This window comes from Streptomyces odontotermitis (assembly GCF_050510915.1).
Classification (GTDB): domain Bacteria; phylum Actinomycetota; class Actinomycetes; order Streptomycetales; family Streptomycetaceae; genus Streptomyces.
Window position 1 is genome coordinate 116,096 of sequence record NZ_JBNJLS010000006.1, and the last position, 25,784, is coordinate 141,879.

Annotated in this window: 28 protein-coding genes and 1 pseudogene; 15 read left to right on the top strand and 14 right to left on the bottom strand. The window is 71.8% G+C overall.

Annotation, left to right across the window (positions count from 1 at the left end):
• Nucleotides 1–287 precede the first annotated feature (287 nt).
• Nucleotides 288–1,085: a class I SAM-dependent methyltransferase gene (locus tag ACQB60_RS19100; protein ID WP_496927212.1), complete on the bottom strand. Its 798-nt coding sequence runs from the start codon at nt 1,083–1,085 to the stop codon at nt 288–290.
• 387 nt (nt 1,086–1,472) lie between these two features.
• Here ACQB60_RS19100 and ACQB60_RS19105 point away from each other — a divergent pair, with 387 nt between their 5' ends.
• Complete coding sequence (locus ACQB60_RS19105; RefSeq protein ID WP_496927213.1) at nt 1,473–1,892, top strand: TOBE domain-containing protein; 420 nt, start codon at nt 1,473–1,475, stop codon at nt 1,890–1,892.
• A 116-nt stretch (nt 1,893–2,008) separates the two neighbouring features.
• Here the strand turns inward: ACQB60_RS19105 and ispG are convergent, their stop codons facing one another.
• The 3 genes from ispG to ispH form a co-directional block, all read right to left on the bottom strand.
• Nucleotides 2,009–3,094 (bottom strand): flavodoxin-dependent (E)-4-hydroxy-3-methylbut-2-enyl-diphosphate synthase, encoded by a 1,086-nt coding sequence (gene ispG, locus ACQB60_RS19110; protein WP_496927541.1) that lies wholly within the window; start codon nt 3,092–3,094, stop codon nt 2,009–2,011.
• 7 nt (nt 3,095–3,101) lie between these two features.
• Complete coding sequence (gene dxs / locus ACQB60_RS19115; protein WP_496927214.1) at nt 3,102–5,093, bottom strand: 1-deoxy-D-xylulose-5-phosphate synthase; 1,992 nt, start codon at nt 5,091–5,093, stop codon at nt 3,102–3,104.
• A 116-nt stretch (nt 5,094–5,209) separates the two neighbouring features.
• Nucleotides 5,210–6,205, bottom strand: coding sequence for a 4-hydroxy-3-methylbut-2-enyl diphosphate reductase (gene ispH, locus ACQB60_RS19120; RefSeq protein WP_496927215.1), 996 nt, complete (start codon nt 6,203–6,205; stop codon nt 5,210–5,212).
• 398 nt (nt 6,206–6,603) lie between these two features.
• Here ispH and ACQB60_RS19125 point away from each other — a divergent pair, with 398 nt between their 5' ends.
• Nucleotides 6,604–7,956, top strand: coding sequence for an NsdA family TPR-like regulatory protein (locus ACQB60_RS19125; RefSeq protein WP_496927216.1), 1,353 nt, complete (start codon nt 6,604–6,606; stop codon nt 7,954–7,956).
• 126 nt (nt 7,957–8,082) lie between these two features.
• A complete protein-coding gene (locus ACQB60_RS19130; RefSeq protein WP_496927542.1) occupies nt 8,083–9,672 on the top strand; it encodes a bifunctional phosphatase PAP2/diacylglycerol kinase family protein in 1,590 nt (529 codons plus the stop codon).
• Nucleotides 9,673–9,737: 65 nt separating this feature from the next.
• On the opposite strand, the gene ACQB60_RS19135 is transcribed toward ACQB60_RS19130, so the two are convergent.
• Nucleotides 9,738–10,853 carry an FAD-dependent oxidoreductase gene (locus ACQB60_RS19135; RefSeq protein ID WP_496927217.1) on the bottom strand — a complete coding sequence of 372 codons (1,116 nt, stop codon included), beginning with the start codon at nt 10,851–10,853 and terminating at the stop codon, nt 9,738–9,740.
• A 71-nt stretch (nt 10,854–10,924) separates the two neighbouring features.
• Here ACQB60_RS19135 and ACQB60_RS19140 point away from each other — a divergent pair, with 71 nt between their 5' ends.
• Nucleotides 10,925–11,605 carry a TetR/AcrR family transcriptional regulator gene (locus ACQB60_RS19140; RefSeq protein WP_496927218.1) on the top strand — a complete coding sequence of 227 codons (681 nt, stop codon included), beginning with the start codon at nt 10,925–10,927 and terminating at the stop codon, nt 11,603–11,605.
• 21 nt (nt 11,606–11,626) lie between these two features.
• Here ACQB60_RS19140 and ACQB60_RS19145 read toward each other — a convergent pair whose 3' ends face one another.
• Together ACQB60_RS19145 and ACQB60_RS19150 are read right to left on the bottom strand one after the other, a co-directional pair.
• A complete protein-coding gene (locus ACQB60_RS19145) occupies nt 11,627–12,256 on the bottom strand; it encodes an HdeD family acid-resistance protein (protein ID WP_496927219.1) in 630 nt (209 codons plus the stop codon).
• A gap of 147 nt (nt 12,257–12,403) precedes the next feature.
• A complete protein-coding gene (locus ACQB60_RS19150; protein WP_496927220.1) occupies nt 12,404–12,646 on the bottom strand; it encodes a hypothetical protein in 243 nt (80 codons plus the stop codon).
• A gap of 401 nt (nt 12,647–13,047) precedes the next feature.
• Here ACQB60_RS19150 and ACQB60_RS19155 point away from each other — a divergent pair, with 401 nt between their 5' ends.
• The 4 genes from ACQB60_RS19155 (at nt 13,048) to ACQB60_RS19170 (ending at nt 15,904) form a co-directional block, all read left to right on the top strand.
• Nucleotides 13,048–13,296 (top strand): hypothetical protein, encoded by a 249-nt coding sequence (locus ACQB60_RS19155; RefSeq protein WP_496927221.1) that lies wholly within the window; start codon nt 13,048–13,050, stop codon nt 13,294–13,296.
• Nucleotides 13,297–13,456: 160 nt separating this feature from the next.
• Nucleotides 13,457–14,503, top strand: a complete 1,047-nt coding sequence (locus ACQB60_RS19160) for a methyltransferase (RefSeq protein WP_496927222.1) — start codon at nt 13,457–13,459, stop codon at nt 14,501–14,503.
• A 187-nt stretch (nt 14,504–14,690) separates the two neighbouring features.
• Entirely contained in the window at nt 14,691–15,011 is a 321-nt protein-coding gene (locus tag ACQB60_RS19165) for an alpha-amylase inhibitor (RefSeq protein ID WP_496927223.1), read from the top strand.
• Nucleotides 15,012–15,043: 32 nt separating this feature from the next.
• The gene (locus ACQB60_RS19170; protein WP_496927224.1) at nt 15,044–15,904 is read left to right on the top strand and encodes an alpha/beta fold hydrolase; all 861 of its coding nucleotides are present in this window, start codon (nt 15,044–15,046) and stop codon (nt 15,902–15,904) included.
• Between the two features lie 89 nt (nt 15,905–15,993).
• Here ACQB60_RS19170 and ACQB60_RS19175 read toward each other — a convergent pair whose 3' ends face one another.
• Together ACQB60_RS19175 and ACQB60_RS19180 are read right to left on the bottom strand one after the other, a co-directional pair.
• The gene (locus ACQB60_RS19175; RefSeq protein WP_496927225.1) at nt 15,994–16,365 is read right to left on the bottom strand and encodes an iron chaperone; all 372 of its coding nucleotides are present in this window, start codon (nt 16,363–16,365) and stop codon (nt 15,994–15,996) included.
• Between the two features lie 145 nt (nt 16,366–16,510).
• A complete protein-coding gene (locus ACQB60_RS19180) occupies nt 16,511–16,759 on the bottom strand; it encodes a hypothetical protein (RefSeq protein ID WP_496927226.1) in 249 nt (82 codons plus the stop codon).
• 255 nt (nt 16,760–17,014) lie between these two features.
• Here ACQB60_RS19180 and ACQB60_RS19185 point away from each other — a divergent pair, with 255 nt between their 5' ends.
• On the top strand, nt 17,015–17,425 hold the full coding sequence (locus ACQB60_RS19185) for a BlaI/MecI/CopY family transcriptional regulator (RefSeq protein WP_496927227.1): 411 nt from the start codon (nt 17,015–17,017) through the stop codon (nt 17,423–17,425).
• 103 nt (nt 17,426–17,528) lie between these two features.
• On the opposite strand, the gene ACQB60_RS19190 is transcribed toward ACQB60_RS19185, so the two are convergent.
• Nucleotides 17,529–18,437, bottom strand: coding sequence for a lysylphosphatidylglycerol synthase transmembrane domain-containing protein (locus ACQB60_RS19190; RefSeq protein ID WP_496927228.1), 909 nt, complete (start codon nt 18,435–18,437; stop codon nt 17,529–17,531).
• Nucleotides 18,438–18,697: 260 nt separating this feature from the next.
• Between ACQB60_RS19190 and ACQB60_RS19195 the strand changes: the two genes are divergently transcribed.
• From ACQB60_RS19195 to ACQB60_RS19210, 4 genes are all read left to right on the top strand, one after another.
• Complete coding sequence (locus ACQB60_RS19195) at nt 18,698–19,675, top strand: alpha/beta hydrolase (protein WP_496927229.1); 978 nt, start codon at nt 18,698–18,700, stop codon at nt 19,673–19,675.
• A 10-nt stretch (nt 19,676–19,685) separates the two neighbouring features.
• Nucleotides 19,686–20,405, top strand: coding sequence for a helix-turn-helix transcriptional regulator (locus ACQB60_RS19200; protein ID WP_496927230.1), 720 nt, complete (start codon nt 19,686–19,688; stop codon nt 20,403–20,405).
• 57 nt (nt 20,406–20,462) lie between these two features.
• Complete coding sequence (locus ACQB60_RS19205) at nt 20,463–21,083, top strand: 2'-5' RNA ligase family protein (RefSeq protein ID WP_496927231.1); 621 nt, start codon at nt 20,463–20,465, stop codon at nt 21,081–21,083.
• Between the two features lie 201 nt (nt 21,084–21,284).
• Nucleotides 21,285–21,977 carry a class I SAM-dependent methyltransferase gene (locus tag ACQB60_RS19210; RefSeq protein ID WP_496927543.1) on the top strand — a complete coding sequence of 231 codons (693 nt, stop codon included), beginning with the start codon at nt 21,285–21,287 and terminating at the stop codon, nt 21,975–21,977.
• Here the strand turns inward: ACQB60_RS19210 and ACQB60_RS19215 are convergent.
• The 3 genes from ACQB60_RS19215 to ACQB60_RS19225 form a co-directional block, all read right to left on the bottom strand.
• Nucleotides 21,901–22,740: a polysaccharide deacetylase family protein gene (locus ACQB60_RS19215; protein ID WP_496927232.1), complete on the bottom strand. Its 840-nt coding sequence runs from the start codon at nt 22,738–22,740 to the stop codon at nt 21,901–21,903. The two genes, ACQB60_RS19210 and ACQB60_RS19215, sit on opposite strands and share 77 nt — an antisense overlap.
• Nucleotides 22,741–22,813: 73 nt before the next feature.
• Nucleotides 22,814–23,224 carry a RidA family protein gene (locus ACQB60_RS19220; RefSeq protein ID WP_496927233.1) on the bottom strand — a complete coding sequence of 137 codons (411 nt, stop codon included), beginning with the start codon at nt 23,222–23,224 and terminating at the stop codon, nt 22,814–22,816.
• A gap of 246 nt (nt 23,225–23,470) precedes the next feature.
• Nucleotides 23,471–24,406, bottom strand: coding sequence for a GlxA family transcriptional regulator (locus tag ACQB60_RS19225; RefSeq protein WP_496927234.1), 936 nt, complete (start codon nt 24,404–24,406; stop codon nt 23,471–23,473).
• A 72-nt stretch (nt 24,407–24,478) separates the two neighbouring features.
• Between ACQB60_RS19225 and ACQB60_RS19230 the strand changes: the two genes are divergently transcribed.
• The gene (locus ACQB60_RS19230; RefSeq protein WP_496927235.1) at nt 24,479–24,814 is read left to right on the top strand and encodes a cupin domain-containing protein; all 336 of its coding nucleotides are present in this window, start codon (nt 24,479–24,481) and stop codon (nt 24,812–24,814) included.
• A gap of 110 nt (nt 24,815–24,924) precedes the next feature.
• Here ACQB60_RS19230 and ACQB60_RS19235 read toward each other — a convergent pair whose 3' ends face one another.
• On the bottom strand, nt 24,925–25,335 hold the full coding sequence (locus ACQB60_RS19235) for an NADPH-dependent FMN reductase (protein ID WP_496927236.1): 411 nt from the start codon (nt 25,333–25,335) through the stop codon (nt 24,925–24,927).
• 127 nt (nt 25,336–25,462) lie between these two features.
• On the opposite strand from ACQB60_RS19235, the pseudogene ACQB60_RS19240 reads away from it, so the two are divergent.
• Nucleotides 25,463–25,721: pseudogene (locus ACQB60_RS19240) on the top strand (cupin domain-containing protein); the annotation flags it as partial.
• Nucleotides 25,722–25,784 lie beyond the last annotated feature (63 nt).

A 25,784-nucleotide genomic window follows, 5' to 3' on the forward strand; every position in this document is an offset into this window, starting at 1 on the left:
CCCCTTCGAGCGGGAGGTCATCGACGCCGTCGCGTTCTACAAGCACCGGGCTGAAGGCGAGATCTCCCCTCTCTACGGATACTGCGGGCCGGACCCGGTTCATCGAGGACGGACTCACCATCGGCCGACCCGAGACCCCTCACAGCTGTCACCTCCCGATGAGCGCCTGTGCCCCCACTGCGTGGCGCACTTACGTACGGACGGCGCGGCAACGCCACAAGGCTGTACTTCCGGACAGCCGCTCGGGGTGTTATCGCTGAGGCCCCGAGGCCCCGAGGCCGCGCCGGTCACGGCGTGGCGCGCAGCAGCACGAGTGAACCGCTGTACGTCGGCCGGCTGCGCAGGTGGCCGAAGGCTTCGTCCCAGGCGCCGCAGCCCAGCGCCCGGCGTAGGGAGGTGTCGAAGTCCTGCGCGGCCTGCTCGTCGAGGGAGCTCCAGGCCGAACTGGCCCGGCGGGCGGCCGGGTTGAGGAGGAGTTCCGGGCGACCGTAGTACGCCTCGTTGAAGCCGCCGTCGGTGCAGTCCAGCGGTATGGGGACGAACTGGATGGTGGTGGTGCCCCCGAGCGCGGCCGTCAGGCGGTGCAGGGGCGGGTGGCGGCGGGCCTCCGCGTCGAGGACCTCGGGGGCGTACTCGTACAGCCAGAAGTCGCGCACGCGCAGGGGGTCGCAGGTCAGCACGGTGACGGGGCCTCGGGTGACGCGCCGCATCTCGCGCAGCCCGGCGGTGACGTCGGTCCACTCCTGGACGCTGAAGAGGGTCATCGAGGCGTCGAACTGCCCGTCGTCGAAGGGGAGATGTTCGGCGACGGCGTCGATGGCGGTGGCGAGTTCGGCGGGGCGCTGGGCCCGCAGGGCGAGGGAGGGCTCGACGGCGGTGATCGAGTGTGCCGCGTTCTCGTAGGACCCGGTGCCCGCGCCGACGTTGAGGACGGTGCGTGCGTCGCCCAGTGCCCGGTCGATGTAGTGGGCGATGCGCGCGTCAGGGCGGTGGTACGAGGCGGCGTCGCGGCTGATCGCGCGCGGGCCGGCGTGGCCGGCGTGGCCGAAATGGCCGAGGTGCTCGTCCTGACTGCGTGTGACCATCGGTGACCTCGCCTGCTGGGCCCGGGCCGGGGGCGGATCCCTCGGCATCCGCGTCCCGAAGAACATTCTCATCCTGCATGTGCCACGGCAGTTGTCATAGTCCCCTGTCGCATGCTTGGCAGATCAGCCAATATGCGTCGCAAATACGCTGTCGTCGTTGGATGTTGCGCTGGCGGGCTCGGTGGCTCCCGGTGGATCCCGGTGAGGTCGGGAGTGTGGGCGTGGCCCGATCTGCCAGGAACTGTGGCCCTTCTGGCTCTCGGATGCGGCGCGCCCACAACCGGACTTTTGCGGAGGGATTACCTTCGGAGCCATGAAGTCCGGCGAGCCGCGCGACAACGGCCCGCTCACCCCTTCCGTCCCTCTACCTTTGCGAGGCACCACCCCATGAGCCTGTCCATCCGGAACCAGATCGCCGGCACCGTCGCGTCCGTCACCACCGGCGAAGCCATGGCGACGGTCAGGGTCCGCCTGGACGGCGGCCAGGACATCACCGCCGCGATCACCGCCGAGGCCGTCAAGGACCTCGGGCTCGCCGAGGGCTCCGCGGTCAAGGCCCTCGTGAAGTCCACCGAGGTCTCCCTGGCCACCGGCCCGGTCCGGGGCCTGTCCATCCGCAACCAGATCCCGGGCACCGTCTCGGACGTCGCCGCCGGCGGCGCCATGGCCTCGGTCAAGGTCGACGTCGAGGGCGGTGCGCTCACCGCGGCCATCACCAAGGACGCGGTCACCGACCTCGGCCTGGCCGCCGGCTCCTCCGTCGTCGCGCTGATCAAGTCGACGGAGATCTCGCTCGCCACCGCCTGATCCGGCCCGCCGGTACGACCAGGGCCCCTCACCCCAGCCGGGTGAGGGGCCCTCGGCGCGTGCCACGGCCGGGGCTTCTGTATCGCCTGCCCGGCAAAGCCCCGGGATCGTCGACGTCACGCCGAATCGGTCAGCCTCAACGCCTCCTCCACCAGCGTCTCCACGATCTTCGACTCCGGCACCGTCTTGATGACCTCGCCCTTGACGAAGATCTGGCCCTTGCCATTGCCGGAGGAGACGCCGATGTCGGCCTCGCGGGCCTCCCCGGGGCCGTTGACCACGCAGCCCATCACGGCGACGCGCAAGGGGTGCGGGAAGCCGTCGAAGGCCGCCTCCACTGCCTCGGCCAGGCGGTACACGTCGACCTGGGCGCGGCCGCAGGACGGGCAGGAGACGATTTCCAGGCGGCGTTCGCGCAGGCCCATCGACTGCAGGATGGCGATGCCGACCTTGACCTCCTCCACCGGAGGTGCGGACAGCGAGACCCGGATCGTGTCGCCGATGCCGCGTGAGAGCAGCGCGCCGAAGGCGACCGCCGACTTGACCGTGCCCTGGAAAGCGGGGCCCGCCTCGGTGACGCCCAAGTGCAGGGGGTAGTCGCAGCGTTCGGCCAGCTCGGTGTACGCGGCGGTCATGACGAGCGGGTCGTGGTGCTTGACGGAGATCTTGAGGTCGGTGAAACCGTGCTCCTCGAAGAGCGATGCCTCCCAGAGAGCCGATTCCACGAGGGCCTCCGGTGTGACCCGGCCGTATTTGAGGAGCAGGCGCTTGTCGAGGGAGCCCGCGTTCACGCCGATGCGGATGGGCGTCGCCGCGTCCCGGGCGGCCTGGGCTATCTCCTTGACCTTGTCGTCGAAGCGCTTGATGTTGCCCGGGTTGACCCGGACCGCCGCGCAGCCCGCGTCGATCGCGGCGAACACGTACTTGGGCTGGAAGTGGATGTCGGCGATCACCGGGATCTGCGCCTTGCGGGCGATGGCGGGCAGCGCGTCGGCGTCGTCCTGCGAGGGCACCGCGACGCGCACGATCTGGCAGCCCGCGGCGGTGAGTTCGGCGATCTGCTGGAGCGTGGCGTCGACGTCGGCGGTGAGCGTCGTCGTCATGGACTGCACCGAGACCGGGGCGTCACCGCCGACGGGCACGGAGCCCACGTGGACGGTGCGCGTGCGGCGGCGCGGAGCGGTCAGCGAACGGGCGGGCATGCCCAGGTCAGTGGTCACGGAGGGCCTCCGGCTCCAGGTGGGGATGGCCCGCGCGGGCGCGCAGGACCGAGTGGACGATGCCGCTGCGGCCGAGTCCGGCCGCGGCGAGGATGTCGGCGCGCCCGCCGTGGGCGAGGAACCGCCCGGGCAGGCCGAGGACCCGTACCGGCACGGTGCTTCCGGCATCCGCGAGCGCCCGTGCGACGGCCGTACCGGCGCCGCCCGCGCGGGTGTTGTCCTCCACGGTGACGACCAGCCGGTGCCGGGCGGCGAGCCGCGTCAGGTCGGCGGAGACGGGCAGCACCCAGCGCGGGTCGACGACGGTCACGCCGACGCCGAGCGCGGCCAGGTGCTGCGCCGCCGCCAGCGCCTCGGTGGCCAGCGGGCCCACCGCGATCAGCAGGACGTCCCGGCTCCGGGAGTGCCGCAGCACGTCGACGGTGCCGATCCGCTCCACCGCCGAAAGGTCCGCGCCCGCCGTCGCCTTGGGGAAGCGCAGCGCGGTCGGCCCCCTGCCGTCGGCCATCGCCTCGCCGAGCAGCTCCCGCAGCCGCGCCGCGTCCCGGGGCACCGCGACCCGCATCCCGGGCACGGCGCCCAGCACCGTCAGGTCCCACATGCCGTGGTGGCTCGGCCCGTCGGGACCGGTGACCCCGGCCCGGTCCAGGACGAAGGTGACCGGGAGCCGGTGCAGCGCCACGTCCATCAGCACCTGGTCGAAGGCGCGGCCCAGGAAGGTGGCGTACACGGCGATCACGGGATGCAGCCCCGCCATGGCCAGGCCCGCCGCCGACGTCACCGCGTGCTGCTCGGCGATTCCGACGTCGAAGAACCGCTCCGGGAAGCGCTCGCCGAAGGGGGCGAGCCCCGTCGGGCCGGGCATCGCGGCGGTGAGGGCCACCAGGTCGCGGCGGTCCTCGCCGAGGCGGCAGATCTCCTCGGAGAACACCCGCGTCCAGGTGGGCGGCGTGGGGGCGGACGAGCGCGGACGGCCTGTCTGCGGGGCGAGCGGTCCGCCCGTCTGCGGGTCGAGCGGCCCGACCGCGTGCATGCGCTCGGACGCGTCCTGCTCCGCCGGCTCGTATCCCTTCCCCTTGACGGTCACGACGTGCACCACGACGGGCACCCGCATGTCGCGGGCGATGCGCAACGCCTCCTCCACGGACGGCAGATGGTGGCCGTCGACCGGTCCGAGATAGGCGAAGCCGAGGAGTTCGAAGAGGGTGCGGGCCACCGGAAGCGGACCGCTCACGCCATTCACCCCGCTCACCCCGCTCACGCCGCCCGTGCCGCTCATGCCGCCGCCCGCGCCGCCCGGCGGCCGGTTCGCTGCACCCGGCGCGTCCAGCAGCCAGTCGACGGTGTCCGTCGCGTCGCCGCGCAGGTGCTGGAGGTGGTCGGCGAGGGCGCCGACGGTCGGGGCGTAGGAGCGTTCGTTGTCGTTGAGGACGACGATGACGGGCCGGTGCGGGGCGCCCCCGATGTTGTTCATCGCCTCCCACGCCATGCCTCCGGTCAGCGCCCCGTCCCCGATGACCGCGACCACGGACCGGTCCGCCTCGCCCGCCAGATGATGGGCCTTGGCGAGCCCGTCGGCATACGAAAGGGCCGTCGAGGCATGGGAGTTCTCGATGACGTCGTGCGGGGACTCGGCGCGCGAGGGGTAGCCGGACATGCCCCCGGCCTGGCGCAGCCCACGGAATCCCGGAGCCCGCCCGGTCAGCAGCTTGTGCACGTACGCCTGGTGGCCGGTGTCGAAGAGCAGCGCGTCCGCGGGGGAGTCGAAGACCAGGTGCAGCGCGAGCGTGAGCTCGACGACGCCGAGGTTGGGGCCGAGGTGGCCGCCCGAGGCACAGACGTGCTCGATGAGGAACCCCCGGATCTCGGCGGCGAGTCGCTCTCGCTCCTCGCCGGACAGCGAGCGCAGAGACTCCGGGCCGGACACGCGGCGGAGCACGGGGTAGTCGTGGGTCACGGGAGCAGAGGTCACAGCAGCCATGGGTGTGCCTACCTACGATGCGAGGAGCGAGCGGTCGTTCAACGGATCGGCGGGGGAGGGGAGTTCACGTCCGTACGGCGGCGAACGGGCTCCGTCCGTACGGCGGCGGGGCGCGCTCACGTCCGTACGGCCGAGGGCGGCGCGAAGTGCAGGTCCTCGACGGTCGTGGTGCGCTCGACGACCGTGACGGGGCCCAGCCCCGCGAGGAACTCGATCACCCCGTCCACCAGGGCGGGCGGCGCCGACGCCCCGGCGGTCAGGCCGACCCGGTCCGCCCCCTCGAGCCACGCCGGGTCGATGCGGGCGGCGTCCTCGATGAGGTGTGCGGCGGTGCCGAGGCGGCGGCACACCTCCACCAGACGCACCGAGTTGGAGGAGTTCGCCGAGCCGACGACGAGGAGCACGTCGACCTCGGCCGCCACCGCCTCCACGGCCAGCTGCCGGTTGGTCGTGGCGTAACAGATGTCGTCGGAGCCCGGCTCGGCGAGGAGCGGGAAGCGTTCCCGCAGCGCGCCGACGACCTCCTGGGTCTCCTGGACGGCGAGGGTGGTCTGGGTCAGTACGGCGATCCGGTCGCTGTCCGGTATTTCGAGCGATGTGAGTGCCGTGACGTCGTCGGCGGTCTCGACCAGGACGGTGCGGTCCGGTGCCTCGCCCAGCGTGCCCTCGACCTCCTCGTGCCCGGCGTGCCCCACGAGGACGACGGTGTGGCCGCGCCCCGCGAACCGCCGTGCCTCCGCGTGCACTTTGGTCACCAGCGGGCACGTCGCGTCCACGACCCGCAGCCCCCGGTGCCCGGCCTCTGCGCGAACCTGCGGGGAGACCCCGTGCGCGGAGAACACGGTCAGCGCGCCGTCGGGTATCTCGTCGAGCTCGTCGACGAAGCGGGCGCCGCGCTCGGTCAGCCGCCGCACGACGTGCGTGTTGTGGACGATCTGTTTGCGCACGTAGACGGGCTCGTCGGCGCTGTCGAGGAGCCGCTCCACGGTGTCGATGGCGCGCTCGACCCCCGCACAGAAGGAGCGGGGGGAGGCGAGAACCACCGTGCGGGGGCGGGGTGGTGGGGAGGCCGGGCCGGGATCGGAGCCGTGGGGATGCGGCGGGACGGACATGGTTCCGCCTCCTCTCAAGGGTCTGGGGCGGTCTGCTCGGAAAGGGGGCCAGGAGCTGTGCGGCCGGGTGGTCGGCCCGGCCGGGCCGGTTCGTCTCTGCTGGACGGGAGGGCCGGATGGTCGGTCCGGCCGAGCGGGCAGGCGTGCACGCCGCAAACACTCCCCGCCGTGAATCCCCACACCCCTGTGGGCCCCACTCGGCACCACGTTGCGCCTGGTGAGCTGTTTCCCGTCCGGCATGCGAGCGGCAGAATTCACCTAAGCACCGGACATCGACACCAGTAAGTGGCCTGTACCGCTGCATGCGTGAATATGTTGAAAGCCCAAGAAAAAACCGTCCTGCGCGGCCGGTCGAGGACATACGCCGATCAGCCGCAGAGCTCTCCGAGGGACGAGGCATGACCCGCCGCGGACGCAACCACCAACTGGCCGCCCTGCTCGCCGAAGCGGACTGGAGCGCCGCCCAACTCGCCCGCCGGGTCAACGCCTTGGGCAGCGCCCGTGGCCTGCGCCTGCGCTACGACCGTACGGCGGTCGCGCACTGGCTGGCCGGGACGCGCCCCCGGCGCCGGGTCGCCGATGTGGTCGCCGAGGTGCTCAGCCAGGCCACCGGCCGGCCCGTGACCCCCGACGACACCGGCCTCGCCCCGCTCGCCCGGGCGCGCGGCGAGGCGCTGAGCCCGGCCGCCGACCGCACCGACCCGGTCCGCCGCCTGCTGACCCTGTGCCGCACCGACATCCACCCCGGACTGCGCTCGGTCCTCCTCAACTCGCCCTACACCACGGACTTCAGGCCCCGCTGGTCACTGCCGCCGGACGACGCCGGCGAGCAGTCCCCGACCGCGCACACGCCCTGGGAGGCGCAGTCCCTGGAGGAGGCGGTGACGCTCTTCCACGACCTGGCTGCGCGCCACCCCGGCCCGCGCACCAGGGCGGCCGCCGCGGCCTTCATCGCAGGTGAAGCGGGACCGGGGCTCTTCACGCAGACCCGCTCCCCGTCCCACGCCGCTCTCCTGGTGCCGCTGTCCCAACTCGCCCATCTCTTGGGCTCGATGAGCGGTGCGGCCGGTCACGACGGTCTCGCCCAGGACTACTTCCGTACGGCCTGCGCGCTGTCCGCGCGGGCGGGGGACCGCATCACGTACGCGATCACGGTGCGCGCGATGAGCACGCAGGCCGACGAACTGGGCCACCCCATGCACGCGTTGGACCTCGCCGAGCGCGCGGCGCTGCTGGCACCCCGTGAGAGTCCCCCCGAGGCCCTGGCCTACCTCCTGGCCGGACGCGCCCTGGCCCGGGCCGCCCACGGTCTCGGCCGGGAGGCGCGCGACGACCTGCGCCAGGCCGAGCGCCACCACGCGCGGGCGGGGCAGGACAGCGCCCCGGGCGCCTTCACGGCGTACCCCCGTGCGGGCCTGGACTACCAGCGCGCCCGCACCCTCCTGGTCCTCGGCGACCGGACCGGGGCGCTGCACGCCTTTCAGGAGTCCCTGGAGCACCGCGACGCCGAACACCGCAGGGCCCGCGCGCTCAGCCACGCCCGCTACGCCGAGGCCCTGCTGTCGGTCGGACACCTGGACGCGGCCTGCGCCCAGTGGCGCGACTGCCTCGCTCTCCTGCCCACCCTGCCGCCCCATCAGGCCCGCCGGATCCTCCGCGCCCTGGTCCGCCGCCTGTACCCCTACCGCCACCACGCCAGCGCCCAGCACGTGCTGCTGCTGGTGCGTGCGCAGCTGACGACCCCTCGCTGAGAGGCAGTCCGTCACGCCGTGAAAACTCGCGCCCGGTGAGACGTTTGCCACGGCCGGGGGCGGCGCGTCGCGTGCGCGGTCCATGGTCGAACAGGGTAGCCAGAGATCATGGTCTCCTCATCGAACATGCCCCGCGCCCTGGTCGGTCTCCGTGCCCTGGACAGCTTCCGGGTCCTGGACCGCCGGATGTTCCTGCGCGTGGCCGAGTCCCGGCTGCCGGGCGCGGAGCAGGTGCTGCCGCGGCTGTCGCGGGCCGCGAACCACGGCCGCCTGTGGTTCGCCACCGCCGGGGCGCTCGCGGCCGCGGGCGGGCCCCGCGCTCGGCGGGCCGCGGTCCGCGGGGCCGGGGCTCTCGCGCTCGCCTCGCTGGCCACGAACACCGTCGCGAAGTACGCGGTCCGCAGACCCCGCCCCGCCTTCGACGCGGTTCCGCTGGTGCGGCGCCTGGTGAAGTACCCGCACACCTCCTCGTTCCCGTCCGGGCACTCCGCGTCGGCCGCGGCCTTCGCCTGCGGCGTGGCGCTGGAGTCGTGGCGCGGCGCCCTCGTCGTCGCCCCGCTCGCCGCCGCCGTGGCGTTCTCCCGGGTGTACGTCGGTGTCCACTACCCCAGCGACGTCCTCGCGGGCTGTGCGATCGGCGCGGCGGCGGCCGCGGCCACCTGCTACTGGTGGCCGCCGCGCGTCACCGCCCCCGGCGAGCGCACGGCCCGCGCCGACGAGGCGGCACCGGCCCTGCCGCGGGGCGCGGGCCTGACCGTGATCGTCAACTCCCGCTCCGGCGCGGGGGTTCCGGGCCGTCTGCCCGCCGACGAGCACCTCAAGCTGCTGCTGCCCGAGGCGCAGATCGTCGTCAGCGCCCCCGGCGACGATCTCGGGGTGCTGCTGGACGAGGCGGCGCACCGCGCCAGGAAGGACGGCGGCGCGCTGGGTGTGTGCGGCGGCGACGGCACGGTCAACGCGGCGGCACGGCGCGCGACCGCGGCGGGCGTGCCCCTCGCCGTCTTCCCCGGCGGCACCCTCAACCACTTCGCCCTGGACGCGGACACGCAGACCTTCGAGGAGACGGCTCACGCGGTGGAGTACGGGCAGGCGATCCGCGTGGACCTGGCGCAGGTGCAGGTGCCGGCGGGCGAGGACAAGCACTTCCTCAACACCTTCTCCATCGGCCTCTACCCGGAGCTGGTCGCCGCGCGCGAGCGGATCGAGGGCCGCATCGGCAAGGCGCCCGCCGCCGCCCTCGCCCTGGCCCGCGTCCTGCGCACCGCCACCCCGATCCACCTGCGCATCGACGGCGAACCCCACCTGATCTGGCTGCTGTTCGCGGGCAACGGCCACTACCTGCCCAACGGCTTCGCCCCCAGCCACCGCCCCCGCCTGGACGACGGCACCCTGGACATCCGCACCGTCTCCGCCGACACCCCGCTGGCCCGCACGCGGGTCGTCCTCTCGGCCCTCACCGGCTCGCTGCTCCGCTCCCGCGTCTACCACGCGCGACAGGTGAGGCGACTGGACCTGACCGAGCTCGCGGAGGTCAACTCCCTTGCGTACGACGGCGAGACGGCATCGGCACCCGACGCGCTCACCCTGGCCAAGCAGCCCGGCGCCCTCGTCGTCTACAGCCCCAGCAACGCGCCGAACGAAGTCGTGCAGCGGGCACGCACGGTCACGGCGGCGGCCTACGGAGGCGGCAGCCGCCGCGTACGCGACGAGGTGTAGACGGTGGCGAGGGGATGAGGAGCAGGAGCAGGAGGCGAGCCGCGCGGACCGGCGCGCGGTGACCCTCAGCCCGGCTGGAAGAAGGCGAGCATCTTCTGGGCGGCGTCCGGCGCCGTCAGCAACTCCTGGATGTCCGCGGACATCCGGGCGGCAGCGCCGGTGCGCTCGAACATCTCGCGTTCGTATTCCCTGACGGCGGCGGGCACGTCGTCCGGGTGCGCGGCCAGCGCGAGGCCGAGCAGGGCGCCGTCGAGCAGCGCCATGTTGGCGCCCTGGCCCACCGGCGGCATCAGGTGCGCGGCATCGCCGAGCAGCGTGACGTCCGGCGCCGAGGGCCAGGTCAGCCCGATGGGGAGCGTGGAGATCGACCGCGGTACGACCGTGTCGTCACAGGCCGCGATGAGTGCGGTGATGCGCGGGTCCCAGCCGGAGAACAGGTCGATCAGGCGGGCCCGGGCGGCGGCCGGGTCGTCGAAGGGGATCCCGCTGGTGGCGAACCAGTCCTGGTCGGTGTTGTAGAAGTTGAGGCCGATGCGTACGCAGCCGTCGCCGTTGCGCTGCGCCGCCAGGGACTGTCCGTTGCCGAGCACCCAGTAGTTGCCGCGCCCGACCATCGCCGCGAGGTCGGGGTGGGTGCGGTCGATGTCGGAGATGCAGAGCTCGACGAAGTTCTGGCCCATGTGCGTCGGCCGGGCGTCGGTGAGCAGGGGGCGGACCCGGGAGTTCGCGCCGTCGGCGCCGACCAGCAGGTCGTACCGGGCGCTGCTGCCGTCGGCGAAGTGCAGCACGCCGTCGGCGGCGGACGCGAAGGCGTGCCCCCAGCGCACCACGCCCTCGGGGAGGGAGTCCAGCAGCAGGTCGCGCAGATCGGCGCGGTCCACCTCGGGCCGCGCGAGCGGGGCGTCGTCGGGGGTGTCCTCCTGCAGCAGCAGGGTGCCGTCCGGTTCGAGGAGCCGCATGTCCTGGCCCTCACCACGGGCTATCGCGAAGAACTCGTCGAGCAGACCGGCCTCGCGCAGCGCCCGCTGGCCCGAGTGGATGTCGAGCATGCCGCCCTGATCGCGCGCACCGCGCGAGGCGTCACGCTCGTACACGACGGCGTCGATGCCGTGCACGTGCAGCACCCGGGCAAGGGCCAGGCCGCCCGGCCCCGCTCCGACAATGGCGATGGTCGTGGTCATGGTTGCCCCCCACTCGATTCGCTGTATTGGTCGATACACTGTATCGCTCAAGGCGCTGTATCGTCTGCGGCATGGTGGTGTGGGAGCGGCCGGAGCCGCAGGACCGACCGGTGCCGGCCCCGCTGAGCCGGGAGCGGATCGTGCGAGCGGCGGTCCAACTGGCCGACGCGGACGGCATGGAGGCGGTGTCGCTGCGCAAGGTCGCCGGCGCGCTGGGCGTGGGGCCGATGCGGCTGTACGGCTACATCGACACCAAGGAGGAGCTGCTCGACCTGATGGTCGACGCGGTCCACGCCGAGATCCGGCCGGAGGGGGACGGCTGGCGCGCGGCGCTGCGCTCCTTCGCCGAAGCCACCCGGCAGGCCGTGCACCGGCACGAATGGCTCGCCGACCTGATCGGCGGGCGCCCCCGGCTCGGCCCGCACGCCCTGGCCAGGGGAGAGGCCGTCTACGCCGCGATGGACGGTGTCGACCTGGACACCGTCGTGCCCGTGGTCGCCGCGGTCGACGCGTACGTGATCGGCGCGGTGCGCCGGGAGATCACCGAGCTGCGCGCCGAGCGGGACACGGGCATGGACAAGAGGCAGTGGCAGGCCGCCTACGGCCCCTATCTGTCGCGCACCTTGGCCACGGGACGGTTCCCCGCGCTGGCCACGGTCGTCCACGACGGCCCCCACCTGGACGCCGACGAGACCTTCTGGAGCGGACTGGACTTGCTGCTCGACGGCGTCGAGGCGCGCATCTCGGGCTGACGTGCGGGCGCGGTGACCGTCCTACGCTCCCGGCGGCAGGTGCCGGGCGCGGCTGCGGACCTGGACGGCGGTGATGATCTCGGTGACACCGAGGGCGACCAGCCAGCAGCCCGCCAGCAGCGTCAGGACCGCGACCGAGTCGAAGGGTGAGGTGATCAGGACGACGCCCGCGAGGAAGCTGATCACGCCCATGAAGACCTGCCAGCCCCGTGCGGGCATGTGCGGGTCGGAGGCCGCGGCGATCGTCTGGGCGATGCCCCGGAACAGCCAGCCGATGCCGATCCACAGGGCGAGCAGCAGGATCGACTGCAGCGCGCCGCGGAAGCAGAGCAGGCCGAGCAGGATCGACAGGGCGCCGCTGATGAACGCCAGCACGCGCAGCCCCGTCGACACATGCGTGCCGAACGCGGAGGCGAGCTGGGCGATGCCGCTGACGACGAGGTAGATGCCGAAGAAGACGCCCGCGACGAGCAGGGACGCGCCGGGCCAGACCAGCACCAGCACACCGAGGATCAGCGAGGCGATCCCGGCCAGCAGGATCACCTGCCAGGCGGCGCGCGAGAGGCGGCGCAGCGGCCCGTCGGGCACCTGGTCGCCGGGCGGGGCCCCGCCGTCGGCGCGGTCTTCGGGGGCGTACGGTGGAGTGCTCATGATCCAAAAGTGGGGCCGGCCGGGCAGGGGCGCCAGCGATGCGGGGCCGTCGGAGCGACGGGTGCGGGGCGCTGGGCTGTGCCGAACCCCGGCCCTCTTGATCGACAGCGTTGAGGACGGCCGGGCACGGGCAAGGGCGAGTAGGCGCTACGTCCGGGAGCCGAGGACACAGTCGACGGCCATGTACAGGGTGTCCGTCTCGGATCGCAGGATCGACTCCTCGGCGGGCAGCGCCCGCTCGGTCGCGAGCCCGTTGAGGACCGTCATCAGGAACCGTGTGCGTCGGGTGTTGTCGCCCGGGGCCAGCGCGCCTTCTTGCGTGAGGGCGGCCAGCCAGGACTCGACCCGGCGTTGGCCCTCCCGGTCCATGGCGAGATACGCCGCGCGCAATTCGTCGGTCTGCTCGGGGCGACGAACGCCTCGTAGAGCTTGCCCCAGGCGTCCCGTGCCTGGTCCCCGACCCCGGCCGGCGCGAGCACCTGCCTCAGGCAGTTCACGAGCCGATCCCGCGCCGGCACCGAACGGTCGTGGATCCCGCCCTCGGGACGGGCGTCCACCACCACCCCCACGACGCCAACGCCGCCGGTTCACCTACACCCTTTGAGGAACGCAGCACTAGTGAGCTGGTTTTGAGTTTCCGCCGCACCACGTGAGGCGCGACCAGCACCAAGCGCCTGGTCAGAGGCCCGCCGATCATGCGAGTGGCGGTGCGGAATCTCGAAATCGGGACACTAGTCCCGGACCCTGCCTCCGCTGAGGGACGTCGTTCCGGCCTCGGCCGCGATCAGCCGGTGCTCAGCCGCTTGATCGGCTTCGGCTCGCTGATGATGCTCCTCATCGGTGCCGCCCTGTTCGTCCTGCAGATCGCTGAACCCGTCTCCGCGACACCTCCCGTCGCCGCACGCATCGGGAGCTTCGAGTCACCCGTCGACCTGCCGCTCTGGCTCAACATCACACTCGGCGTCGCGGCGGCGCTGGGCAGCATGGAGCGTGCCCTTCGCATGCGCTACTGCCGGCTGCTCGACGGCGCGGCCAACTGACATGTGCCGCACCCCGGGCACCGCACCCTCGGCGGCACGGGGTCGTTGCTCACAGTGCTGACCTGCGCCTCATCCCCGTAATCCCGTATCCCGTAATCCCGTATCCCCGTTCTCGATCTCTCCGTTCCCTGCGTCTTTCCCAAGGAGTTGTGCTGCAGCCATGACGGCCCCCGAGGAAGTCTCCCTCCCGTCCCCCGACCGTCTGATGGCCCTCAGTACGGGCTTCTGGGCGTTCAAGGCGCTGGCCACGGCGCACGAACTCGACGTGTTCGCACGCGTGGACGCCGCGGGTGGCATCACCGCTGCCGGGCTCGCCGCGGACCTGGGCGTCGAGACCCGGCCGACCCGTCTCCTCCTCACGGCATGCGCAGCACTCGACCTGCTGGAGTCCGACGACGGCGTGACGTACCGCAACACCCCGCTCGCCGACGCCTACTTGGTCCCCGGCCGCCCGTACCACTTCGGCGGCTGGCTGCGGATGCTGGACCAGCGGCTGTACGCGGGGTGGGGCAGGCTGACGGAGGCGGTCCGGTCCAACGCGCCCACCACCTGGGACCCGGCCCGGCAGAAGAGCCTCTTCGACAACGAGAGCCCCGAACTCCTGGACTCCTTCTGGGAGGGGATGCACTCCCTGTCGTCCTCGACCGCCCGCGTCCTGGCCCGGTCCGCCGACTTCACGCCGTACCGCAATCTGCTGGACCTGGGCGGCGGCTCGGGCGCCTACTCCATCGAACTGTGCCGCGCCCACCCGGAGTTGCGTGCCACCGTCCTCGACCTGCCGCACGTGTGCCCGGTGGCCGATGCCCACGCGGCGCAGGCCGGACTCTCCGATCGCGTCACGACGCGGCCCGGCGACTTCCTCGGCGACGAACCCCTGCCGCAGGGGCACGACCTGATGCTGCTCTCGATGATCCTGCACGACTGGGACGCCGACACCGGCCGGGCCCTGCTCTCCCGGTGCCGAAGCGCGCTGGCGCCGGGCGGTGCCGTCGTGATCAGTGAGCTGATGGTGGACGACCGGCGCGACGGGCCGCCCGCGGCCGCGCTGATGGGGCTCAACATGCTGGTCGAGACGGTCGGCGGGGAGAACTACACGGCGGGGGAGTACGGGGAGTGGCTCGTCGAGGCGGGATTCCGTCCGCCGCGCCGCATCGACCTCGACGCGCCGGGGGCGAACGCGGCGCTGATCGCGGTGGTCGCCGACTGACACCCGGAGAGTGCGGCCTGACGCGCCGGGGCGCACAACCGGCCGGTCGGCGGGCGCCGCTTGATCCGGTGTCGCTCGTGTGAGGGGCGTCCGATTCTCCTGATCAGGGCACGTCCTGGGGGAACCGCACCGCACCCCAGGACGGCCAGGACAGCCAGGGCGAACAGGATCAACAGGAGGGCGTGAGATGAACGTGCGCAGGAGGATTCCCCGGGCGGCTGCCACCGTCTCCGTCGCCGCCGTGACATTCGGCGGCATGTGCGTGCTGACCGCCCCGGCGGCCCACGCGGCGGACGGAACGGCACCGGCCTGCATCAACAGGTACGTGACCGACACCCCCAATGGCTTCGACGTCGACCTCACCAACAACTGCGGCCGCACCATGCGGGTCAAGGTGGTGGTGAACTACGCGGGGGACAGCCCGTGTTACACCCTCGGTGCCGGGCAGTCGAAGCTGTACATCTACGAGGGGGTCACGGGCACGTACGACCGGACGGTGGTCTGCTGAGTCGAGCCGTGGAGCGAGAGGAGTCGTGACTGTTGGCGCCGATACACGTGACGGTGTGGGACGAGACCGCGGGGCAGGGTCCGCCCGCGGTCTTCGTGCACAACATCTTTACCTGGGGCAGTGACGACGCCTACGGCTTCGCCGCGCAGCGTCCGTTGGCCGACCGCGCCCGACTGCTGCTGGTGGACCGGCGCGGGTACGGCCGCAGCCCGGACGTCGAGCGCAACGACTTCGAGGTCGATGCCGATGACGTGGTCGGGCTCCTCGACGAGTTGTCGCCCGCGTCTGACGGCGGCGGGCAGGGGCACGGGCACGGGCAGGGTCGCGGGAATGGACGCGGGGACGGCGTGCATCTCGTGGGGCACGGCAACGGCGGCGTGATCGCCATGCTCGCCGCCGTACGCCGCGCCGATCTGGTGCGGTCGCTGACGCTGATCCAGCCCTCCGCGTTCACCGCTGCCGCTCAACACCCTGTCGTGGCGCGGCTCTTGAGCCGGGTGACGGGCGCGGCGCCCCAAGTGGCCGATCCCATGGGCCCGGTGGAGTTCCTGCGCAACTCCACCGAAGGCATCGGGATGCCCATGCCCGAGCCGACTCCGGAGCGACTGCGGGCCGTGGCCACCTCGATGCGGGAGCGGCCCATCTGGGAGGCCGACGTGCCCGTCGAGCCCCTGCGTGCGGCGCCCTTCCCGACGCTGGTGATCTGCGGGACTTGGCAGGACGCCCCGGAGCTCTACCGCACCTACGTCGGTGAACCGCTGGTGGCCGTGGCCGAGACTCTCACCGAGACCCTGGGCGCCCATCTCCTGCGCGTGCCCGGTTTCTACCCCCACACGCAGGAGCCCGACGCCGTCAACGAGGCGTTGCGTGAACTGTGGGGCAGTGAAGGGTAGGTGCGCCGCCCCGGGTGCTGGGGGCGGACGACGTCGCGCTGAGCGAGCGTCCCGGTGCGGAGGTCATCTACCGGGACCGTGCGCAGCCGTCACATCCACAGCACACCGTCGTCCTCGTGCTCACGTACACGGAACGCGATCATCTGGCGCAGCAGATCATCTGGCACAGGCTCGCCGTACGGGAGCTTGACCGAACCCTTGCCGGTGCTGAAGTCGGCGAGTTCGGCGTCGAACGCCTCGCGGGTGCTGGGCGTGAACACGACGTTCGCGTGCTTCGCGTGCCCGCTCATCACGAACAAGATCGTCCCAGACGGGTGCACCCAGGCGGGAGAGCCCCACTTGATCGCCTCGCCGGCGTCGGGCACCGCCTCCTCGGCCAGCGCACGTACCTGCTCAAGGGTCTCGCGGGCCTCTCCGGGGAAGCCCCCGATGTACTCGTCGATCGTCTGCGGCTTTCCCATGGCGCCAGTGTGGCACTGCCCAGGCGAGTGCACCCGGCCAACTTTCCCTGCGTTGTTCTGCGGGACGTGGTGAGCCCGCTGCCACCGGCGCGGCGCACCAGAAGCAGCGATTCGTCTCCACGTGACGTCGGTGACGCCACCGATGTCAGCGGTAGTAGATGGTCATGATGGTCTTGCTGTCGTCGCACCACACCTCGTTGAACCCGTTGGCCTTGGCGTTCGGGAGCTCCGAGGCTTCGCACGCCGCCTTCGACGGGTAAGCCTCGCCGCCCTGGAGCACCCAGCCCGCGCCGGGGGGACCTGCGGCGAAGGCGGAGGTGCTGGTGAGCGGAACGGCAACCGCCGCTGCCCCCACAGCGAGACCGATGCCTATGCGAGTACGCCACGTCTTCACAGATATCTCCCTGCTTGTCTTCCCGCTCTGAGCTGGTCACGCCCGGAGAGCGGGCCGAACCGATCTCCCCACCGTGATGCGTCGAGCCCCCACGCCTCCAGAGCCCCAGGGGCAGCCCCTTGGAAGCGAAAGGGCACGCAACAATGTCCCGGCGCGAGCCAACCGAACGCCCTCGTCGGCCGGTAGGCGGTCCCCGGGCGACCCGAGGCCATGGACCCAGCCTGGCCCTGACCCTACGCGCTGTAAGGTGACGGGATGGCAGGCACCAACCCCCGAGGCAGAGCGAGCAGAGCGGGCCGGGCAGGCCGAGCGCAGCGGCGCAGCGCCGGAGAATTGGAGAGCGAAGTCCTCGCCGCCCTGTGGGCCACCGACAAGGCACTCACCCCCGCCGAGATCCAGAGCGGGATCGGTGGTGACCTCGCGTACAACACGGTTCATACCATCCTCAAGCGTCTGTACGACAAGGGCCTCGTCCTGCGTGACGCGGAGGGGCGGCGCGGGGCGTACCGCCCGGTGAAGAACGCCGCCGAGATGACCGCCGAGGCCATGCGCCAGGCCCTGGATCGCGGCCCGGATCCGATCGCCACGCTGCAGCAGTTCGTCACCGGCCTGAGTCCCGAGGAGGAGCGCGCGCTGCGTGACCTGCTCGGCCAGGGCGGCCCATGAGGATCGACGTCTGCACCCCGCTCGTCATCGCGGGCGCCACCTGCCCGCGGCAGCGCTCCCGTGCCTGTGGCCCCTAGGGCCTGTCCGGGGTGCCGCCGTCGGATCACACGATCCTGCGGCGCACCAGCACGACCAGCACCGCAAGCCCCGGCACCAGCGGCAGCCACGCGGTGAACAGCCGGTAGCCGATCACCGCCGCACCGGCCGCCGACCCGGGCGCCCCGGCGGCCACGAGCGCGAACAGGAGCGCGGCGTCCAGCGAGCCGAGATTGCCGGGCGTCGGCAACAGCACCGCGGCACTGCTCGCCGCGAGATAGGCGAGAGCCACCTGCTGGGCGGGCAGCGCCACGTCCAGGCTCCGGGTCAGCGCGATGAGCACGGTGGCGTGGAGCAGGGCGAAGGCCAGCGAGCCACCCCACAACGCGGCAGCCCTGTTCGGGAGTTGATGCACATCCCGTACGTCGGCCAGCACCCGGGCTGCCGCACCGCGCACCCGGCCCCGCAGCGGAACCACCGCGGCGCCCGCCACGCAGACCCCGGCGAGCGGCAGCCACGGCACCGACTCCGGCATGGTCAGCACCCCCGGGCAGGACAAGGCCAAGACAGCGAGGAGCGCGCCGCGCACCGCGCCGCCCGCACCGGTCTTCACCGCGAGCGCCGATGCCGCGCGGGGCAAGGAGAGCCCGCACCGTTGCAGCAGCCGCACATTCACCGCGCCCGCCCCGAGCCCGGACGGCAGCACGTGATTGGCCGCCGACGCCGCGAACTGGCCTGCCAGCAGCCGCCCCGCGGGCAGCGTCTCCCGCACCGCTCCCTGCAGGGCCAGCGCCGAACACCCCCACGTCAGCACCGCACTCGTCCCCGCCACCAACAGCCATCCGCGGTCGGCGGCGGCGAGCCGGTCGACCCCCTCCGCGACCACGCCCCGCTGGCGCACCGCGACGACCGCCGCCACGGCCATGACCACGAGCGCCACGGCCGCACGCCCTCGCGCCCCCTGCGCCCATCGCATCTGAGGCATCTGACGTGCCCGCGTCCGGGTCTCCGACGGCATCGCCATGCGTTACGACCTTCCCGTACGGTGAGCGCGCTGCGCCTTGCTGGTCCGGCCTGCACCCTTACACGTTCCGTTGTACTTCCGCCGTAAACCCTACAAGGCGTAGGGGAAGCCCTGTCGTGGCCGTGCACCGAACTGTGGGGCGGTGAAGGGTGATGCGGGTCACCGGAAAAGGGTGACAGGACGTTGTCGCGGAGGGCTGCGACCGTGGGCGCATGACGTTCACCGATGAGGACTGCCTCTCCGAGACCCTGGCGTTCAACAAACAATTCGAGACCGCTGCGGCGAGTCGACCGGCACGCGAACAGCCCTTGGACGACGCCGTGTTGGCGATCCTGCGACGCAACCGGCTCGGCGGCGACACACCCCCCGTACGGCTGCCGTACGGCCAAGACCGCGTCGTGGAAGACGGGGTGAAGGCACGGGTCTTCGTGCCGGACCGCGTCGACGGCGTGTACCTGCACATCCACGGAGGCGGTTGGACGTTCGGTTCCGCCGACGGACAGGACGAGAGACTGTGGCAGCTCGCCGAACGGGCGCGGCTCGCCGTGGTGAGCGTCGAATACCGCCTCGCACCGGAACACCCGTTCCCCGCCGGGCCCGACGACTGCGAAGCCGCCGCGCGGTGGCTGGTGCGGCACGCCGCAGCCGAATTCGGCACCGAACGGCTGCTGATCGGCGGCGAATCGGCCGGCGCCCACCTCAGCGTCGTGACGCTGCTGCGCCTGCGCGACCGGCACGGCATCACCGGCGCGTTCCGCGCGGCCCAGCTGGCCTTCGGCCCCTACGACCTGTCGATGACACCCAGCCAGAGGTCATTCGGATCCCGGCAGTTGCTCAGCAACACCGACTCGCTGCGGCGGACCTATGAGCTGGTCACTCCGGGCATGGGCACCGAGCAGCGCCGGAATCCCGACATCTCGCCGCTCTACGCGGACCTCCACGGCATGCCCCCGGCCCGCATCGTCGTCGGCACCGCGGATCCCCTCCTCGACGACTCCCTCTTCCTGGCCGGACGGTGGGAGGCTGCGGGAGCGCCCGTGCAGCTCGGCGTCGTCGCCGGGGCCATGCACGGCTTCACCCTCTTCCCGCTGACCATCACCGCGCGCGAACACCAGCGCCAGCAGGACTTCTTGTCCACGGCAGGACTACCTGCCCCGGCCGGCGCCACCGCCACGGCAGGGGCGCGGTAGCGTCGCCGCCATGAACCGCACTGCCCGCCTCTACGGACTGGTGGAAGAGCTGCGCGCGGCGGCTCCGCGTCCGCTGACGGTCGCGGCGCTCGCCGCGCGGTTCGAGGTGAGCGCGCGCACGGTGCAGCGCGACCTTCAGGCGCTGATGGAGACCGGCGTGCCGGTGCGCACCACGACAGGACGCGGCGGCGGCTGGTCGATCGACCCGGAGATGACCCTGCCGCCGATCCGCTTCACCCCCGATGAAGCCTCGGCACTGGCCGCCGCACTCGCCGCGGCCGGTGCCTCGGCCCCGTACGGCGGTGCGGCCCACACGGCAGCCCAGAAGATCGCGGCCACGATGAGCGGTCCCGCCTCGGCGGCGGCACAGGAACTCGCCGCACGGATCGTCGCGTTGCCCTCGCGGACCGACGCGTCGGTCCGCGACGCGGTGGAAGCGTCCCTCACCACGAACACGGTGCTGCGCCTGTCGTACGTGGACGCGGCCGGGCAGCAGAGCGCCCGCGAGGTGGAACCGGCCGGGCTGCTCACCGCGGATGGCCGGTGGTACCTGATCGCCTGGTGCCGCGCGCGCCAGGCCGGGCGCGGCTTCCGCCTCGACCGCATCGCGGCAGCTGCGACAACGACTGAGCGGGCTCGGAGCCATGACCTGACCGCACTGCTGCGCGGCTCGGCCGGGGCCGACGCCGTGCAGCCCGCCACGCTGGCGCCCCTCACGCCCCGCCGCTGAACTGTGCGGGAGGACCCCGCGAGGCCCGGCCGATCGCGTGTGCGAGCATGACCCGCCGTGGGAGCGGACGGAGAGTGCGAGGCGGGGGTTGTGGCCGGGACGGGTGGCGCGGACGGCGGCAAGGGCGCCGAGGAGGCTGGCGCGACCGAGGGGGCTGACGGGTCGGCAGGGTGGCCGCTCGTATCCGGGGACACGGCGCTGACCATCAAGGTGCCGGAGGCCGACGCGCTCGTGCAGGAGGAGTTCCCGGCGCACGTCACGGTCCTCTTCCCGTTCTTGCACGAGGAGCGTCTCGACGACGGTGCGACCGAGCGGAAGCTCGCCGAACTGGTCCGCGCCCATGACGCCTTCGACCTCACCTTCGCGGAGTTCGCCTGCTACCCCGGGGTGCTGTACCTCGACCCGTGGCCGCACGACCCGGTCACGGCGCTCGCCAAGGATCTGACCCGGTGCTGGCCCGACGTGGTCCCGTACTGGGGGATATTCGGCGACGGCGGTCTCGCACCCCACCTCACCCTCGCCAAGGGGGAGGGCCCGGACACCTGGCGCACCGCCTACGACGCGCTCGCGGCCCGTCTGGCCCCGGCACTTCCGCTCCACACCCGGGTCCGGCATGTCGACCTGATCACGTGGGACGGCGCGCGGTGGTGCGACCGGGCTGCGTATCCGCTGGGCTGACGGGGCTGACGGGGCTGACGGGGCTGACGGGGCTGACGGGGCTGACGGGGCGGGCGTTTGTGCAAGGATCCGGAAGAAGAGACGGAGCGGGAGAGCTGTAGAGCGAGAGAGCGGCGGAACCGGTACGTGGACCACAAAGACGACGCTCTCGCCGCGGCTCAGCAGGCCCACTGGCAGCAGACCTACACCGCGCACCCGGGGATGTACGGCAGCGAGCCCTCCGCCCCCGCCCGCCACGCCGCCGAGGTCTTCCGGGCGGCCGACGCCGAGGACGTCCTGGAACTGGGCGCCGGGCACGGCCGTGACGCCCTGTTCTTCGCCCACGAGGGCTTCACCGTCCAGGCCACCGACTTCAGTTCGACCGGACTCACGCAACTACGGTCCACCGCAGCCGAGTTGGGCCTCGCCGGGTCGGTGCGTACTGCCGTACACGATGTGCGCGAGCCGTTGCCCCTGCCGGATGGCTCCGTGGACGCCGTCTTCGCCCACATGCTGCTCTGCATGGCGCTGTCCACCCAGGAGATCCACGCCTTGGTGGGCGAGATCCGCCGCGTGCTGCGCCCCGGAGGGACGTTCGTCTACACGGTCCGGCACACCGGCGACGCCCACTGCGGGACGGGCATCGCTCACGGCGACGACATCTTCGAGCACGGTGGCTTCGCCGTGCACTTCTTCTCGACGGAGCTGGTCGACGCCCTCGCCGAGGGCTGGAACCTCATCGAGGTCCACGCCTTCGAGGAGGGCGAGTTGCCGCGGCGGCTGTGGCGGGTGACGCAGATCGTGCCGCAACGTCCTGAGAGCTCCGCGGCTCATGAGCTCAGTCGCTCCAGCGGTCGTGGATCTCGCTCAGCGTCGCGAACCACACGTCGTCGCGCTGCCGCACGTGGCGGATGAATCGCTCCAGCATCATGATCGCGTGTGCCCGCCCGCTGACGATGCCGTGCACGGTGAGGGTCACGACGCCGCCGGGCTCGTTCTCGTAGGCGTAGTCGAAGGTGTCCCGCCAGCGCGCGAAGACCCCCTCGGTCGGCATGAGTCCGGCGAGCATCCCCGGGACATGGTCGAGTGCGGGGACGTCGTCCAGGTGCCAGGACACGGGCAGTTCGAGCACTGGACTGGGCGGGCCGAACTCGTTCGGTTCCTCGCGGTGGACCACGACGGGGCGCGGCCGGTAGGGGGTGAAGTCGCGGCCCATCAACGAGCTGTCCCAGGCGAAGCCGAACTCCTCCAGGATGCCGAGGGTGGCGTCGGAGAAGTCCCAGGCCGGTGAACGGTAGCCGCGGGGGCGCCGGCCGACGATGTGCTCGTGCTGGCTGAGCTGCAACTCCATCAGCCGACGTTCCTCCTGCTCGGTGAGAGCAGGCACCGACTCGTGGTACGCACCGTGCGCGGCGATCTCGTGCCCGTGGCCGAGCACCGACCGGACGCTGTCCGGGAAGGTGATCAACGTGTGCCCGGGGGTGCACCAGGTCGTCGGGATCTGATGCTTCTCGAACAGCGCGAGCAGACGGGGGGTGCCCACCTCGACGTCGAATTCTCCGCGCGACAAGAAGGCGGGGCTGAGCTTGGACGTGTCTCCGTTGGGTGCGCACTGCGCGTCGAAGTCGACGCCGATGTTGACCGCGAGACGCTTGCCTTCGGGCAAGTTGAGCGGCATGAGGGCTCCTTGGGGTCCGAAGTCCGGTAGGCGCGGCGGCCGTTGGATCAGCTGAGCGTGCAGATGCCCAGCGTCACCGGACGAGCCCGATGGCCTCAATTTCGATCATCCACTCGGGGTCGGCGAGTGAGGAGACTTCCACGAAGGACTCCGCGAGGTGCGGCTTGTCCGGGAAGTGTTCCGCACGCAACTTCGCGAAGGTGTCCTGCTGCGCGATGTCCGTGACGAACACGGTCGCCTTGACCACCTCGGCGAGGCTGGAGCCCGCGTTGGTCAGGACCGTCGACAGATTCGCAAGCGCCTGACGGGCTTGCCTCTCGAAGTCGCCCGCACCGACCGTGGCTCCCTGGGCATCGATCGGCGCCTGCCCTGAGGTGAAGACCAGGTTCCCGACGCGGACGCCGAGCGATATGCCGGCCGACTCGTACCAGTCGGGTTCTGCGGAGACACGTACGCGCTCGGCGGCAGGCTGTGTGACGGACATTCTGCTGACACTCCCTCAAAACTTCACACGCGGAGCCGGGCAGCGTGATCACCCGACCCGATCGACAGCCACGAGACCCTGAGATTCATTCCCGAGAGCCCAGCCAGCCTCGGCACAGCTCAGGTGACAGCACCCCCCCACCACCTACGGGGCACGCCACACCCCAGGCGTGATCCGTCGGGCAGGCCCCAGAGATGGCCGATCAGGATCGCGATGAGCGTGCGGGCCCAGGGCCTGTCCGGCGGATTACGGGACTCGGAACGCTCGCCGGTAGGCGCCGGGGGTCGTGCCCACCGCGGAGCGGAAGCGGCGGCGCAGGTTCACCGCCGAGGTGAGGCCGACGCGGGCTGCGATTGCCTCGACCGGCAGTTCCGTGTCCTCCAGCAGGGTGCGTGCTGCGGCCACCCGACGGGAGAGCAACCATGCGCCCGGACTCGTGTTGAGCCGGTCGGCGAAGCGTCGGGCCAGGGTGCGGGGCGAGACGCCGAGGTACGCGGCCAGGTCGTCCACCGAGAGTGGCGTGCCGAGGCGCTCGTCGACCCACGCGAGCAGGCCGTTGAGTGCGTCCCCGGGCGGTGGGGGCGGCGTGTCCTGCACCTGACCGGCCTCCCGATGCGGCGGCAGCACCATGTGCCGCGTGAGCAGGGAGGCGTACGCGGCCCCAAGGTCTTCCCGGACCAGATGAAGGCACAGGTCGAACCCCGCGCCCGCACCGGCGCTGGTGGCGACGTCGCCGTGATCCACGTAGAGCCTCTCCGGTTCCACGCGCACGCGGGGGAACTCACGCCGCAACTGCTCGGCCCGTGCCCAGTGCGTGGTGGCCGAGCGGCCGTCCAACAGTCCCGTGCGGGCCAGCGCGAACACCCCGGAACAGATCGTGACCAGCCGCGCCCCACGCGCGTGCGCCCGCAGCAGCGCGCGGCGCACGACATCCGAGAGCGGCTCCTCCACCGGCAGCCAGCCGGGGATGATCACGGTGTCCGCGGCCTCGAGCGCCGATAGGTCCTGTGACACGGACATCGCGTACCCGCCCGTGGTCGGCACGGGGCCGGGCGTCTCCGTACACGCCTCGAATTCGTAGTGCTGCGGCACCCCGGGCCGCTTCGTGCCGAAGACCTCGACGGCGCAGCCGAGTTCGAACACCGACTGCACCGGCCGTACCAGGGCCACCACGCGATGCATGGCAGGAAAGTACCCCATGATGTCAGCGCGGACTCTGTCCGGCCCCGGCCCGCACGCGGAACTGTTGCAGGCATGCACCCTGAGATCCTTACGCAGGAGGGTTACACCTCCGTCTCTGTCGACGAATCCCCGGTCCGTGAGCTGTTCCCCGGGATTCGGCTGCGTCCCCTGTGGCGGGGACCGGCCGGCGCGCACGCCAACGTGCTGGAGATGGAGGCGGGCACCTCCTGGCCGCACCGCGACGTCCACGAGCCCGGCCCGGAGGAGGTCTACGTGGTCGCCGGCACCTTCAACGACGGAGCACGCGACTACCCTGCCGGCACGTTCCTGCATGCCCCGGCCGGGTCGTGGCACGTGCCCTCGACCACCACCGGCTGCACGCTGTTCCTCTTTTACCCAGAGGGCTAGCGGCGCGCTTTCAGCAGAGGGCTGGCGGTCCACCGGATCACGGGCGGAGCCAGAGCCGGAGCCGGAGCCAGAGTCGGATCGCGGCAACGGGACGGTGCCGACAGGCTCTGCTACTGGCCGTCCTTGAGAGCCTGGAGCATCTGCTCGTCAACGGCCCGGACCTGGTCACGGAAGGGGCGCAGGGTGGCGTAGACATCTTTGAGCTGCCAGTTGTCGTCGACGTCGTCATCTGCGGTGTAGGACGCGACCGTCCGGCTCCAGGCCCGGGTGTGCTCGTGGCTGTACTGCTGGAGCGCGGCCTTGAGCGGCTCGTCCAGCAGCGGCAGGCCCACCTCCGCCAAGTCCAGGAGTTCGTAGTGCAGCGGGCCGGCCTCCTGCGCCACATCACGAACCCATGCAGCGATGTCGGGACAGATCCGCGCTGGGCGGGTACTGCCGATCACGACGGCGACGCGGTCCTGTTCCTGCACTTGTGTCGCGCCCTCACGGCGGGCGGCTCCGGCCTCGGAGGCGTCGGTCATCTGTGGCTTTCCCTGCGTGCGGCTGATGTGCTGACACAGGAAAGGATCATCTATACCGCCACGAACTGCTCCTGCCTCCTCGACGCGGCGAGGGAGGGAACGTGTGAGCGCCGATGAGAATTGACCCATGGTTCATGCCCTCAAGTGCACCTCATCTACGGTCTTTTGCCGCCATAGAGTCGTGCTCACAAGGCGCCGGGATCACGGCACCGACGGCAGTGAACTGACCAGCTACCGCTCCACCTTCGCCAAGAGGGCGGTCGGTGCTCCCGCGCACTGTCCTGGAGAAGGGGGACTCTCTGTTGGTGCCGCCGCACACCCCGCACGCCTTCGCCGCGGCCCCGGGCCGGGAGGCAGACGCGCTGTACGTCTTCAGCCCTGGCATGCCGCACTCCAGGCCGCCAAGTAACAGCCCCGCCGGGCGGCCGCGCTGAGCGTCGGAGGAACGA

Bases quoted from the DNA above. Each gene is read 5' to 3' on its own strand.
- ACQB60_RS19100 (WP_496927212.1), bottom strand. From the start codon at position 1,085: ATGGTCACACGCAGTCAGGACGAGCACCTCGGCCATTTCGGCCACGCC.
- ACQB60_RS19105 (WP_496927213.1), top strand. From the start codon at position 1,473: ATGAGCCTGTCCATCCGGAACCAGATCGCCGGCACCGTCGCGTCCGTC.
- ispG (WP_496927541.1), bottom strand. From the start codon at position 3,094: ATGCCCGCCCGTTCGCTGACCGCTCCGCGCCGCCGCACGCGCACCGTC.
- dxs (WP_496927214.1), bottom strand. From the start codon at position 5,093: ATGGCTGCTGTGACCTCTGCTCCCGTGACCCACGACTACCCCGTGCTC.
- ispH (WP_496927215.1), bottom strand. From the start codon at position 6,205: ATGTCCGTCCCGCCGCATCCCCACGGCTCCGATCCCGGCCCGGCCTCC.
- ACQB60_RS19125 (WP_496927216.1), top strand. From the start codon at position 6,604: ATGACCCGCCGCGGACGCAACCACCAACTGGCCGCCCTGCTCGCCGAA.
- ACQB60_RS19130 (WP_496927542.1), top strand. From the start codon at position 8,083: ATGCCCCGCGCCCTGGTCGGTCTCCGTGCCCTGGACAGCTTCCGGGTC.
- ACQB60_RS19135 (WP_496927217.1), bottom strand. From the start codon at position 10,853: ATGACCACGACCATCGCCATTGTCGGAGCGGGGCCGGGCGGCCTGGCC.
- ACQB60_RS19140 (WP_496927218.1), top strand. From the start codon at position 10,925: ATGGTGGTGTGGGAGCGGCCGGAGCCGCAGGACCGACCGGTGCCGGCC.
- ACQB60_RS19145 (WP_496927219.1), bottom strand. From the start codon at position 12,256: ATGAGCACTCCACCGTACGCCCCCGAAGACCGCGCCGACGGCGGGGCC.
- ACQB60_RS19160 (WP_496927222.1), top strand. From the start codon at position 13,457: ATGACGGCCCCCGAGGAAGTCTCCCTCCCGTCCCCCGACCGTCTGATG.
- ACQB60_RS19165 (WP_496927223.1), top strand. From the start codon at position 14,691: ATGAACGTGCGCAGGAGGATTCCCCGGGCGGCTGCCACCGTCTCCGTC.
- ACQB60_RS19175 (WP_496927225.1), bottom strand. From the start codon at position 16,365: ATGGGAAAGCCGCAGACGATCGACGAGTACATCGGGGGCTTCCCCGGA.
- ACQB60_RS19185 (WP_496927227.1), top strand. From the start codon at position 17,015: ATGGCAGGCACCAACCCCCGAGGCAGAGCGAGCAGAGCGGGCCGGGCA.
- ACQB60_RS19190 (WP_496927228.1), bottom strand. From the start codon at position 18,437: ATGCGATGGGCGCAGGGGGCGCGAGGGCGTGCGGCCGTGGCGCTCGTG.
- ACQB60_RS19195 (WP_496927229.1), top strand. From the start codon at position 18,698: ATGACGTTCACCGATGAGGACTGCCTCTCCGAGACCCTGGCGTTCAAC.
- ACQB60_RS19200 (WP_496927230.1), top strand. From the start codon at position 19,686: ATGAACCGCACTGCCCGCCTCTACGGACTGGTGGAAGAGCTGCGCGCG.
- ACQB60_RS19210 (WP_496927543.1), top strand. From the start codon at position 21,285: ATGTACGGCAGCGAGCCCTCCGCCCCCGCCCGCCACGCCGCCGAGGTC.
- ACQB60_RS19215 (WP_496927232.1), bottom strand. From the start codon at position 22,740: ATGCCGCTCAACTTGCCCGAAGGCAAGCGTCTCGCGGTCAACATCGGC.
- ACQB60_RS19220 (WP_496927233.1), bottom strand. From the start codon at position 23,224: ATGTCCGTCACACAGCCTGCCGCCGAGCGCGTACGTGTCTCCGCAGAA.
- ACQB60_RS19225 (WP_496927234.1), bottom strand. From the start codon at position 24,406: ATGCATCGCGTGGTGGCCCTGGTACGGCCGGTGCAGTCGGTGTTCGAA.
- ACQB60_RS19230 (WP_496927235.1), top strand. From the start codon at position 24,479: ATGCACCCTGAGATCCTTACGCAGGAGGGTTACACCTCCGTCTCTGTC.
- ACQB60_RS19235 (WP_496927236.1), bottom strand. From the start codon at position 25,335: ATGACCGACGCCTCCGAGGCCGGAGCCGCCCGCCGTGAGGGCGCGACA.